10 protein-coding genes are annotated in these 12,082 nt (G+C 71.7%); 2 read left to right on the forward strand and 8 right to left on the reverse strand.

Annotated features, from left to right (window positions below):
* Both AAH991_RS18120 and AAH991_RS18125 read left to right on the forward strand, forming a co-directional pair.
* Positions 1–412: RICIN domain-containing protein (locus AAH991_RS18120; RefSeq protein ID WP_346227025.1), on the forward strand; the 412-nt coding region annotated here is incomplete at its 5' end.
* 652 nt (positions 413–1,064) lie between these two features.
* The gene (locus AAH991_RS18125; RefSeq protein WP_346227026.1) at positions 1,065–4,247 is read left to right on the forward strand and encodes a penicillin acylase family protein; all 3,183 of its coding nucleotides are present in this window, start codon (positions 1,065–1,067) and stop codon (positions 4,245–4,247) included.
* 5 nt (positions 4,248–4,252) lie between these two features.
* Here the strand turns inward: AAH991_RS18125 and AAH991_RS18130 are convergent, their stop codons facing one another.
* The 8 genes from AAH991_RS18130 to infC all read right to left on the reverse strand — a co-directional run bounded on the left by AAH991_RS18130 (position 4,253) and on the right by infC (position 11,886).
* Positions 4,253–4,498, reverse strand: coding sequence for a hypothetical protein (locus AAH991_RS18130; RefSeq protein WP_169983101.1), 246 nt, complete (start codon positions 4,496–4,498; stop codon positions 4,253–4,255).
* A gap of 117 nt (positions 4,499–4,615) precedes the next feature.
* Positions 4,616–7,186, reverse strand: a complete 2,571-nt coding sequence (locus AAH991_RS18135; RefSeq protein WP_346227027.1) for a phenylalanine--tRNA ligase subunit beta — start codon at positions 7,184–7,186, stop codon at positions 4,616–4,618.
* Positions 7,186–8,286 (reverse strand): phenylalanine--tRNA ligase subunit alpha, encoded by a 1,101-nt coding sequence (pheS, locus tag AAH991_RS18140; RefSeq protein ID WP_346227028.1) that lies wholly within the window; start codon positions 8,284–8,286, stop codon positions 7,186–7,188. Before pheS ends, AAH991_RS18135 begins: the two co-directional genes overlap by 1 nt.
* A gap of 110 nt (positions 8,287–8,396) precedes the next feature.
* Positions 8,397–9,491 (reverse strand): sensor histidine kinase, encoded by a 1,095-nt coding sequence (locus AAH991_RS18145; protein ID WP_346227029.1) that lies wholly within the window; start codon positions 9,489–9,491, stop codon positions 8,397–8,399.
* Positions 9,492–9,587: 96 nt separating this feature from the next.
* Positions 9,588–10,421, reverse strand: a complete 834-nt coding sequence (locus tag AAH991_RS18150; protein ID WP_346227030.1) for a TrmH family RNA methyltransferase — start codon at positions 10,419–10,421, stop codon at positions 9,588–9,590.
* Positions 10,422–10,490: 69 nt separating this feature from the next.
* Positions 10,491–10,871, reverse strand: coding sequence for a 50S ribosomal protein L20 (gene rplT, locus AAH991_RS18155; RefSeq protein ID WP_169983106.1), 381 nt, complete (start codon positions 10,869–10,871; stop codon positions 10,491–10,493).
* 22 nt (positions 10,872–10,893) lie between these two features.
* Entirely contained in the window at positions 10,894–11,088 is a 195-nt protein-coding gene (gene rpmI, locus AAH991_RS18160) for a 50S ribosomal protein L35 (RefSeq protein WP_030504936.1), read from the reverse strand.
* Between the two features lie 141 nt (positions 11,089–11,229).
* Positions 11,230–11,886, reverse strand: coding sequence for a translation initiation factor IF-3 (gene infC / locus AAH991_RS18165; protein WP_428833998.1), 657 nt, complete (start codon positions 11,884–11,886; stop codon positions 11,230–11,232).
* Positions 11,887–12,082 lie beyond the last annotated feature (196 nt).

Here is a 12,082-nt window from a genome sequence, read left to right on the forward strand (position 1 = left end):
TCCGAGCGCGACTCCCACTTCCGGTGGCGGCAGTGGGCAGATCAGGGGTGTCGCCTCCGGACGATGCCTGGACGTGGCGAACGCGAGCACCTCGGACGGCGCTCAGGTGCAGCTGTGGGACTGCAACGGCCAGACCAACCAGACCTGGGCGTCCACCTCCGCCGGTGAGATCCGGGTGTACGGCAACAAGTGCCTGGACGCGGCGGGCTCCGGCAACGGCGCCAAGGTCCAGATCTACAGCTGCTGGGGCGGCGACAACCAGAAGTGGCGCGTCAACTCCGACGGCAGCATCCAGGGCGTCCAGTCCGGGCTGTGCCTCGACGCCGTCGGCGCCGGCACCGGCAACGGCACCCAGCTCCAGCTCTACTCCTGCCACGGCGGCACCAACCAGAAGTGGACCTGGAACCGATAGCCCGCACCCGTGGCCCGCGGAATCACCTTCGGCGCTCCGCGGGCCACGATCCGGCCACCCCATTGGCGTATGGACCTGGCCGTCGGTCTCCTGCCGCGTGGGCTGACCGCCAGGAACGGTGCGGCGCTCTCCGGGAGCGCCGCACCTTCCCGCTGTCCAGGTCTCCTTCATGGCCTCGGCGCGGATCGACCACGGCCGGCTCAAGCCGTCGGTGCCGTTCGAGGCGGACATCGACCTCACGGAGATCGACGCTCCTTGGGCTTCGCCCGCGAGCCGTCAGCCCCCGGCGGCCAAGTCGTCGCACGGCCGGAGGGCACAGGCGTCAGCGTCAGCCGCAGATGCTTCTCGCGTAATCCACGACCTGACCCTTCCTGAGAGTCCCCCCGGATATCCGCCGGCGATCTGGCCCGGCTTCAGCTCGTTCAATTCCTCCAACGTGGAGGACGAATGCCCGAAGTTCATCTCCTTACCCGAGCCCGGCCAGGCCACGAGGCGGGGGGCATCAGACGGGCGCACGATGTTCACGAAGTGACCATTGCCCCTCCCGTTACCCGCGGGTATCGTCCGGAGTTGAGCTTGGCTCACATTCACGCGCGTGACCAGCACTGCCACGGTCCCTTCACCCCCCGACATCGCGAAGGGAAGATCCCCCATGCACGCGCGCCTTCGACGGGCGATCATCGCTGCCGCCGCGCTGGCCCTGGTCGCCGTCGGCCTGCCCGCGGCACCGGCCGCCGCCGCCGCCCCCTATTACCCGCCCGACGACTACTGCCTGGGCCAGTGCGCGGACATCCTCCCGCCCGGCCAGAACGGCAACGCCACCCTCGTCGACATCCTGGGCAACCAGGCCCTCGGCACCTACCCCGCCCACAGCAAGGACCAGCTCGGCAGGTACGCCGACCTCATCTCCGGCTACACCGGGCTCACCGACGAGCAGATCTCCGCGTTCTTCAACGACAGCGGCTTCGGCGTGCCGGCGAACCAGGTCGACGGCACAGAGCGCCCGCGCTCGGACGTCACCATCGTCCGCGACAAGGCGACCGGCGTCCCGCACATCACCGGCACCACCCGGGAGGGCACCATGTTCGGCGCCGGATACGCCGGCGCGCAGGACCGCCTGTGGCTGATGGACCTCATGCGCCACGTCGGCAGGGGCGAGCTGACGCCGTTCGCCGGCGGCGCGGCCGGCAACAGGGAGCTGGAGCAGAGCGTCTGGCGCAACTCCCCCTACACGGAGGCCGATCTCCAGGCGCAGATCGACCGGTTGCGGACCGCCGGGCCCAGGGGCGCCCAGCTGTACGCGGACGTGCAGAACTACGTCGCCGGGATCAACGCGTACATCGACCGCTGCATGGCCGACCGCGACTGCCCGGGCGAGTACGTGCTGACCGGCCATCTCGACGCGATCACGAACAAGGGTGGCCCGGAGGACTTCCGGATGACCGATCTGATCGCGATCTCCGGCGTGATCGGCGGCCTGTTCGGCGGTGGCGGCGGCGCGGAGATGCAGTCGGCCCTCGTCCGCGTGGCCGCGCGGGCGAAGTACGGCGCCGCCGAGGGGGACAGGGTGTGGGCGGCCTTCCGCGCCCAGAACGACCCGGAGACCGTGCTGACCCTGCACGACGGGCAGAGCTTCCCCTTCGGGGCGGCGCCGTCCGGCGCGACCGGAGTGGTGCTGCCCGACGCCGGCACGACCGCGCCGGTCGACATCACGGCCAACGAGACCGGCACCGCCACCTCCGCGACCACGCAGGCCGTCAGCGCGCTCACCGGGCTCACGGTCGACAATTCCAAACCGGGCATGTCCAACGCCATCGTGGTCTCGGCCGCAAAGGCGACCGGCGGTCACCCGATCGCCGTGTTCGGCCCGCAGACCGGCTACTTCGCGCCGCAACTGCTCATGCTGGAGGAGCTGTCCGGCCCCGGCGTCCGGGCACGCGGCGCGGCGTTCGCCGGGCTCAACCTCTACGTGCTGCTCGGACGCGGGACCGACTACGCCTGGAGCGCCACCTCAGCCGCCGAGGACATCACCGACACGTACGCGGTGACGTTGTGCGACCCGAACGGCGGCGCGCCCACGGTCTCGTCGGACCACTACCTCTACCACGGCGCCTGCACCGCGATGGAGACGCTGAAGAAGACCAACTCCTGGAAGCCCAACACGGCCGACTCCACCGCCGCCGGGTCGTACGACCTGGTCGTCAAGCGCACCAAGTATGGCCTGGTGACCTGGCGGGGCACGGTCGGCGGCGTGCCGACGGCGTTCACCACGCTGCGCTCGACCTACCAGCACGAGGCGGACTCCGCGATCGGGTTCCAGATGTTCAACGACCCGGCCGAGATGGGGTCGGCGGACGCGTTCCGCAACTCGGCCTCCACCATCGGCTTCGCGTTCAACTGGTTCTACGTGAACTCCGCCGACGCGGCGTACTTCATGTCCGGCAACGTCCCCGTACGGTCGGTGGTGTCCGACCCGAACCTGCCCATGGCCGGCGACTCCGCGCACGAGTGGGGCGGCTTCGACCCGGCGGCCAACACGGCGTCCTACCTCCCGCCCTCGGCGCATCCGCAGGCGGTCAACCAGGACTACTTCGTGAGCTGGAACAACAAGCAGGCCAAGGACTTCGGCGCGTCGGACGGCAACTTCAGCTTCGGCGCGGTCCACCGGGGCGACCTGCTCGACGCGCCGGTGAGAGCGGCCCTGTCCTCGGGCACCCTCGACCGCGCCGGAGTCGTGAAGATCATGGCGTCGGCCGCGACGACCGATCTGCGCGGATGGAAGGTGCTGCCCAAGCTGCTGCGCGTCGTGAACAGCGCCGCCATCTCCGATCCCGCTCTGGCCTCGGCCGTCGCCAAGCTGTCCGCCTGGGCCGCCGCCGGCGCCAAGCGGCAGGAGACCTCGAAGGGCAGCAAGACGTACGCGCACGCCGACGCCATCCGGATCTTCGACGCGTGGTGGCCGAAGCTGGTCCGGGCGCAGTTCCGGCCCGGACTGGGCGACGGGCTCTACCAGGCGCTGGTCAACGCGCTGCAGATCAACGAGTCGCCCTCCGGGCACCAGCAGGGCGACGTCTCCTCGCTGCCCGGCTCGGCCAACGAGGCACAGGCCCACAAGGGCTCGTCGTTCCAGTACGGCTGGTGGGGCTACGTGGACAAGGACATCCGGGCCGTGCTCGGCGACCCGGTGGCCGCTCCCCTGCCGGCGACGTACTGCGGGGCCACCGTGGCGGCCTGCCGTACGGTCCTGTTGGACAGCCTGGCGGCCGCGCTGGCCGAACCGGCGGCGACGACCTACCCGGGTGACGACTCCTGCTCGGCGGGCGACCAGTGGTGCGCCGACGCCGTCCGGCAGTCCCCGCTCGGCGGGGTCAAGCACTCGCTGATCTCGTGGCAGAACCGGCCGACCTACCAGCAGGTGGTCTCGTTCCCCGCGCACCGCGGCGACGACGTGACCGACCTCGCCCTGGGCCGTACGGCGAGCGCGTCGAGCACGCAGGGTTCCTACAGCCCGGCCAAGGCCGTCGACGGAGACCCCGGCAGCCGGTGGGCCAGCGCGTGGAGCGACAACCAGTACATCCAGGTCGATCTCGGCTCGGCGAAGACCGTGAGCCGGGTGATCCTGCGCTGGGAGGCGGCGTACGCCTCGTCGTACCGGATCCAGACCTCGGCGGACGGCACGACGTGGACCACCGTCGCGCAGACGACCACGGGCGACGGCGGCGTGGACACCGTCACGTTCGCGCCGGGCGCCGCGCGCCACGTGCGGATGCAGGGGGTCAAGCGGGGCACCGGCTACGGCTACTCGCTGTACTCCTTCGAGGTGTACGGCAGATAGGACGGTCAGCCCGGCTCGCGCCAGCCCTCGCCCTCCTCGGCAAGGGCGTCGAGCCGGGCGAGGCCGGCCGGGCCGAGGGCGCCGTCCGGGTCGTCCACCACGACCACCCACTGGGCGTCCTCGGCGTCGTCCTCGCCGGCGAGCAGCTCACGGACGACGGTGGGCACGCCCAGCGCCGGGAACAGCTCGGCCACGGCCTCGGCGGACTCCTCCGCGCTGTCCCGCTCGGGGAACACCAGCAGGTGACGCACCGCTCCTCCGGAAATCGCTCGCTCCCCCGACTGCCCATGGCGCCGGGGGGCGACATGGCGGCGGGTGCCGGCCGGTGCGCGTTCGCACCGCCGCCGGCACCCGCCGGTGGATCGTGCTCAGGCGCCGCGGAGCTGCGCTCCGGTGCGCTGGGCGGCGACGGCGACGGCGGCGTCCCTCGCCGCCGTCGTCTCCTCGGCCGTGAGCGTGCGGTCGGAGGCCCGGAACCGCAGCGTGTAGGCCAGGGACTTGTTCCCCTCGCCCACCTGCGGGCCCGTGTAGACGTCGAACAGCCTGATCGACTCGAGCAGCTCGCCCGCGCCTTCCCGGAGGGCCGCCTCGACCTCGGCGACCGGGACCGATGTGGAGACGGTCAGTGCGACGTCCTGCGTCGCCACCGGGTAGGCCGAGACCGCGGGCGTCTCCACCGGCCCGGCGGGGACCAGCAGCGACAGCTCCAGCTCCATCGCGCAGGTGCGCGGCGGCAGCCCGTAGGCCTCGACGACCCGGGGGTGCAGCTCGCCGGCGTGACCGGCCAGAACCTGCTCACCGGTCTCCACGTCGGTCACGGTCAGCGCGGCGCAGCGCCCCGGGTGCCACGGCTCGTGCCGGTCGGCCCGGACGCCGAGCTCCACGCCCGCCGCCCGCGCGACCGTGCGGGCCGCCTCGACTGCGTCCGCCCAGGACGCCTGCCGCCCCTGGCCCCACCAGCCGGAGCGCTCGAACTCTCCCGCGAGCACCACGGCCACCCTGAGCGGTTGTCTCGGCAGCGCCGTCTCGATCGCCGCGAGCTCCTCCTCGGTGGGCCTGCGGTCGACCGCGAGGACCGGTGCCGTGGCGGGGGCGTCCGGCTCCGGCCGGTAGACCAGCCCGGACTCGAACAGCGCCGCGTCGGCGAAGCCGCGGCCCACGTTGCGCACCAGGGTCTTCAGCAGCCCGGGCAGCAGCGTCGTCCGCATGTACGGCTCGTCCTCGCTGAGCGGGTTGACCAGCCGGGTCGCCCGCCTGCGGGGGTCCTGCTCCGGCAGCAGCAGGTTGTCGAGGTCGCGCGGCCCCATGAACGGGTAGGCGAGCACCTCCACGTATCCCGCGTGGGCCAGGGCCCGGCCCACCCGGCGGCGCAGCCGCTGCTCCTCCGTCAGCCCGCCGCCGGCGGGAGCGGGCGGCAGGACCGACGGGATGCGGTCGTACCCCTCCAGCCGGACGACCTCCTCCGCGAGGTCGTTCGGGTCGGTCAGGTCGGGGCGCCACGTCGGCGGCGTGACGGTGATCAGGTCGTCGCCGTGGACGGCCAGCCGGCCGGCGAGGTCGCCGGAGGCGAGCACGCCGGTGGCCGCGACGCCGGTCCCGGTGGCGGCCGCGGGCGCGGCCCCCTCGGTCACCGTGCAGCCGATCTGCTCCAGCCTGCGGATCACGGTCTCCCGCTCGTACGCCACGCCCGCCACGCGGCTGGGGTGGTCGACCGGAATGGTGATCCGAACCGGGGACACCTCCGCCTGGGCGTGGGTCACTCCCGGGTCGGCGACGGCCCCGCCCAGCTCGGCCAGGAGCCGGACGGCCCGCCACGACGCGGCCAGCGGCAGCTCCCGGTCGACGCCGCGCTCGAACCGCTTGGACGCCTCGCTGACCAGGTTGTGCCGCCGCGACTCGCGGGCGATGCCGGTGGCGGAGAAGTGCGCCGCCTCGATGACGATGTCGGTCGAGGTGTCGGAGATCTCCGTGTGCAGGCCGCCCATCGTGCCCGCCATGGAGATCGGGCCCGAGTCGTCGGTGATGAGGATGTCCTCCTCGTGGAGCGTGCGCACCACGTGGTCGAGCGTCTCGAGCTTCTCGCCCGGCCGGGCCCGCCGTACGACGATCGGGCCGGACAGGCGCGACCGGTCGAAGGCGTGCAGGGGCTGGCCGAGCTCCAGCATCACGTAGTTGGTGACGTCGACGGCCAGCGAGACCGAGCGCATGCCGGCGCGGGCCAGCCGCACCCGCATCCACAGCGGGGACTCGGCGGCCGGGTCGAACCCGGTGACCGAGCGCAGCACGAACCGGTCGCAGGCGGTCGGGTCGGCGATCGCCGCCGGCCAGGACTCGCCGCCGTCCGCCGGTGCCTCGACCGCGGCGGGGTCGCGGAACGGCACGCCGAACGCGATGGCCGCCTCACGCGCGACGCCGCGGATCGACAGGGCGTATCCGCGGTCGGTGGCGACCTCGAGTTCGAGCACGTCGTCACGCAGGCCGAGCAGCTCGACCACGTCCGCGCCGATCGGGGTGTCCTGCGGCAGCAGCAGGATGCCCGGGGAGGACTCGGCGATGCCGAGCTCGGCCTCCGAGCAGATCATGCCGTCGGACAGGCGCCCGTAGGTCTTGCGGGAGCCGATCTCGAAGCCGCCGGGGAGCACCGCGCCGGGCAGCGCGACCGGCACCACGGCGCCCTCGGAGAAGTTCGTCGCGCCGCACACGATCTCGCGCGGCGCCGCCTCCCCCACCTCGACCTTGCAGTGCCGGATCGGCTTCTTGAATCCGGTCAGCTCCTCGATCTCGAGGACCCGGCCGACCACGACGTTCTTGATCTCGTGGCCGTGCGAGTGGATGGCCTCCAGCTTGAGGCCGGCGGCGGTGAGCCGGTCGGCCACCTCCTGGGCGGTGACCGCGGGGAGATCGACGTACTCCCGCAGCCATGAAAGCGGGACCTTCATCAGACCTCCATCCCGAACGGCAGGGTGAACCGGATGTCGCCCTCGACCATGTCACGCATGTCCTCGGCGTTGTGGCGGAACATCAGCGTCCGCTCCACGCCCATGCCGAAGGCGAATCCCGAGTAGACGGCGGGGTCGACGCCGCAGGCGATCAGCACGCGCGGGTTGACCATGCCGCAGCCGCCCCACTCGATCCAGCCCTCCGACTTACAGGTGCGGCAGGGCGGGTTGCCCGGCACCGCCGACGAGCCCCGGCAGACGAAGCAGCGCAGGTCGAGCTCGGCGGACGGCTCGGTGAACGGGAAGTAGTGCGGCCGGAAGCGGGTGGTGATCCCCGCGCCGAACATCACCTCGGCGAACCGGTCGAGCGTGCCCTTCAGGTGCGCCATCGTCAGCCCCTTGTCCACCGCCAGGCCCTCGACCTGGTGGAAGACCGGTGTGTGCGTGGCGTCGAGCTCGTCGGTGCGGAAGGTCTTGCCCGGCGACACGACGTACACGGGCAGCGGGCGCGACAGCAGTGCCCTGATCTGCACCGGCGACGTCTGCGTGCGCAGCACCTTCCCCGACTCGACGCTCTCCACGAAGAACGTGTCGTGGTCGGACCTCGCCGGGTGGTCGGTGGCGATGTTCAGCGCGTCGAAGTTGAACCACTCGCCTTCGAGCTCGGGCCCCTCGGCCACCTCGTAGCCCATCGCGACGAAGGCGTCGGCGATGCGCTCCTGGAGGGTGGTCAGCGGGTGCCGGGCGCCGCGCGGCGCGCGGTCCCAGGGCAGCGTGACGTCGACGGTCTCCTCGATGAGGACCCGCGCGTCCCGCTCGGCCTCCAGCTCGGCCTGGCGGGCGGCGAGGGCTTCGCCGATGGCCTTGCGCGCGGCGCCGATCCGCTTGCCCGCCTCGGCGCGGGCGGCGGGCGGCAGTGCGCCGATCTCACGGTTGGCCAGCGCGATCGGCGAGCGGTCGCCCACGTGCGCGAGCCTGGCCTGCTTCAGATCGTCGAGGTCGTGCGCCGCGGCGATGGCGGCGAGGGCGTCGGCCTGAGCCCGCGCGACCTCGTCGGCGTGCAGCGGCGTCACCTCGACCGGGTCATAGGTGTTCGACAAGAGAGAGCTCCGTATCCAGGGGCCTGCGAGCGCCCTGCGCTCAGCGGCAACGAGTCTAGTCCGATCAGCCCACCGGGCCGTCCTCCGCGTGGGGAGCCTGTGGAAAAGGCTCAGGCGAAGTCAGGGGTGCCGGTGGGCAACGTAAATCGGAACTCCGCGCCGCCGCCGGGCGCGCGCTGCACGCTGATCGTGCCGCCGTGGGCCTCGATGAGGCCCTTGACGATGAACAGGCCGAGGCCGGTCCCCCCGCGGCGACGGCCGTTGCCCCGCCAGAACTGGCGGAAGACACGGCCGACCAGCTCGGGCGCCACGCCCTCACCCTGGTCCCGCACCGACACCGCCACTCCCCATTCGACCGGCTCCACCACTATGGTCACCGTACCGCGTCCGTGGCGCACCGCGTTTTCCACCAGGTTCGCGAGAACCTGGTCAATCTTGTCCTGGTCGAGCCACATCTCGGGCAGCTCGCCGAGAACCTCCAGCCGGAAGCGGTCCTCCGGCTCCCCCGCCGCCACCCGGCCCGCGATGATCCTGCGGGCCCGGGTCGGCACGTCCACGATCTGGCGGTGGATCTCCACCCTGCCCGACTCGATGCGCGAGACGTCGAGCAGCTCGGTGATCAGCCGCGTCACCCGGTCGGCGTCCGCGTTGACGGTCTCCAGCATCACGCGCTTCTGGGCGTCGGTGAAGCGGTCCCACTTGGCGAGCAGCGTCGCGGTGAACCCCTTGACGCTGGTCAGCGGCGAGCGCAGCTCGTGGGCCACGGTCGAGACGAGATCGGCCCGGCTGCGCTCGATCCGGGCGCGCGCCGAGGCGTCGCGCAGCGTGATGACCACGCGTGCGACCCGCCCGCCGCGGCGCGGGGTGCGGACGAAGCGCGCGGCGACGAGCATCTCCTGGCGGCCGGGCAGGTGCAGCGGCCGTTCCGGCTGGCGGCTGCGCGTGGACAGCCCGCCCTGCGGGTCGAGCCACTTCCACCAGTCACGGCCGTCCTGGTCGCGCAGCGGCAGCACGTCGCCGATGAGCCTGCCCACGGCCGCCTCGCGGGTCACGCCGGTGAGCCACTCGGCGGCCCGGTTGACCACGAGGATCACGCCGTCGGCGTCGGTGGCGACGAGGCCGTCGGGAAGGTCGTCGGCGTCGATGTGCGCCCGCCCTCCGGGGTCCCCCTCAAGGGCGCCGCCGGGGGTGTCGTCACCTCGCACGAGACCGCCTCCTCGAGCTCCGGAACTGCGCGCGCCGCCGGGTTCTGCGCGACTCCTTCGCCGACAATAGCGGGTTTCCCGGGCTCGGCAGCAGCCTCAGGAGGCGGGGGTAGTGGGATCTTCCACGGAATGTAAGGTCTGCCGCTGAACGCGTGCGGAGGCGTACAGGCAGACCGCCGCGGCGGTGGCGAGATTGAGGCTTTCCGCCCGTCCGTAAATGGGGACGCGGACGACCTCGTCGGCCAGCGCGAGGAGCTCGGGCGGCAGTCCCCACGCCTCGTTGCCGAACAGCCAGGCGGTGGGCGCGTCGAGGGCGACCTCGTCGAGCGTCCGGGTGCCCGCGCCGTCGGCCGCGAGCACGCGCAGCCCCGCCTCTTTGGCGTGCCGTACGGCGTCCGCGACGGAAGTGCCGGTCACGACCGGCAGATGGAACAGGCTTCCCGCGCTGGCCCGCACGCACTTGCCGTTGTACGGATCCACCGACGCGTCGGTGAACACCACCGAGTCGGCGCCCGCCGCGTCGGCCGTACGCAGGACCGTGCCGGCGTTGCCGGGATCGCGCACGTGGGCGAGGATCGCCACCAGCCGCGCCCCGCGCGGCACCGCCTCGGACAGCGGGACGTGCACGAAGCGGCACACGGCCAGCAGGCCCTGCGGGGTGACGGTCTGGGTCAGCTCCGACATGACCTCGCCGCTCGCGCGGTGGACGGGGACGCCCGCCGCCAGGGCGTCGGCCACGATGTCCGCGTGCCGCGTCTCCGCCTCGACCGTCGTGAACAGCTCGATCGTGACGTCCTTGATCGCGAGAGCCTCGCGGACGGCCTGCGGCCCCTCCGCCAGGAACGCCCGGTCACGATCCCGGAACGCGCGCTTGGTCAGCCTGCGGGCCGCCTTGACGCGCGGCGACTTGATGTTGGTGAGCTCCGCCATGCCCGCTCATTCCCCCCTCGACGTGGACGAGGGCCCGCCGCAGGCGGCGGGCCCTCGTCGAAGCAGGTGTCAGGCGACCGGCGCGTTCACGTCGGACGGGAGCGCCTTCTTGGCGGACTCGACCAGCGTGGCGAAGGTCTGGGCGTCGTTCACCGCGAGGTCCGCGAGGATCTTGCGGTCCACCTCGATGCCGGCCAGGCGCAGGCCCTGGATGAACCGGTTGTAGGTGATGCCGTTGGCCCGGGCCGCGGCGTTGATCCGCTGGATCCACAGCCGGCGGAACGTGCCCTTCTTGTCCTTGCGGTCCCGGTACGCATAGGTCATCGAGTGGAGCATCTGCTCCTTGGCCTTGCGGTAGAGGCGCGACCGCTGCCCCCGGTAACCGCTCGCCCGCTCGAGGACGACCCGGCGCTTCTTCTTGGCGTTGAGCGCCCGCTTCACGCGTGCCATGTTGTTCTATCTCCCCGGGTCGTTACTTCGCGAGCAGCTTCTTGATCTTCTTGGTGTCGGCGTCGGACATGACGACGACGCCCTCGAGACGGCGCGTGCGAGTGGACGGCTTGTGCTCGAACAGGTGCTGCCGGTTGGCGCGGCGGCGGACAACCTTGCCGGATCCGGTGAGCCGGAACCGCTTCTTCGCACCGCTGTGCGTCTTCATCTTCGGCATCTCAGCCGTCTCTCCTCTTTCGTCCGTGCCGACGGCCCGGGCCGGTGACCCGGGCCGGCGGCCTGCCTTACTCCGCGAGACCGCCCCGGTCTCGGTTTCCGTGTACGTCTGCGGCGCCCCGCCCGGTGGTTCAGGCGGGTGTCACTGCGGCTGCGCGGCCTGCTCTTCGGCGGGCTCCGCCTCCGGCTGGTCGGTGCCGCGGGCCTTGGCGGCGGCCTTCTCGGCCTTCGCCTCGGCCTTCTTCTTGTGCGGCCCGATCACCATGATCATGTTGCGACCGTCCTGCTTCGGCTGCGACTCGACGAACCCCAGGTCGGTGACGTCCTCGGCGAGGCGCTGCAGGAGCCGGAAGCCCAGCTCGGGCCGGGACTGCTCGCGGCCCCGGAACATGATCGTGACCTTGACCTTGTCTCCCGCCTTCAGGAAGCGCACGACGTGACCCTTCTTGGTCTCGTAGTCGTGCGGGTCGATCTTCGGCCGGAGCTTGATCTCCTTGATGATCGTGTGCGCCTGGTTACGGCGGGCCTCACGCGCCTTCATGGCCGACTCGTACTTGAACTTGCCGTAGTCCATGAGCTTGCAGACGGGCGGGCGGGCCGTGGCCGCGACCTCCACCAGGTCGAGATCGCTCTCCTGGGCCAGCTTCAGCGCGTCGCCGATGGAGACGATGCCGACCTGTTCGCCGTTCGGGCCGACGAGGCGCACCTCGGGCACACGAATACGGTCGTTGATGCGGGGCTCGGTGCTGATGGGACCTCCAAAAGACTTCCGCTTGTCTCGACCGCGCGGGGCAAACAAAAACCCCGCACGTCACGCATGCGGGGTCACTGAGCTCTCCTGCCGAAAACTCCGGTGTGATCCTGAACCCGTCCGCCTTTCGGCGGAGCAGGTGGGAGGAGGACCTCCGCTTGCGCGTCCAGCTCATGCCGGACCGATCGAGTTCCTACGCTACCACAAACCCGAATGTCTCTCGACGTATTCCTGCCCGGGCGCG

Source organism: Microbispora sp. ZYX-F-249, assembly GCF_039649665.1.
GTDB lineage: Bacteria > Actinomycetota > Actinomycetes > Streptosporangiales > Streptosporangiaceae > Microbispora > Microbispora maris.

Coding starts and splice junctions, on each gene's coding strand:
- rpmI (WP_030504936.1), bottom strand. CDS start 11,088: ATGCCGAAGATGAAGACGCACAGCGGTGCGAAGAAGCGGTTCCGGCTC.
- AAH991_RS18125 (WP_346227026.1), top strand. CDS start 1,065: ATGCACGCGCGCCTTCGACGGGCGATCATCGCTGCCGCCGCGCTGGCC.
- AAH991_RS18150 (WP_346227030.1), bottom strand. CDS start 10,421: ATGGCGGAGCTCACCAACATCAAGTCGCCGCGCGTCAAGGCGGCCCGC.
- AAH991_RS18135 (WP_346227027.1), bottom strand. CDS start 7,186: ATGAAGGTCCCGCTTTCATGGCTGCGGGAGTACGTCGATCTCCCCGCG.
- rplT (WP_169983106.1), bottom strand. CDS start 10,871: ATGGCACGCGTGAAGCGGGCGCTCAACGCCAAGAAGAAGCGCCGGGTC.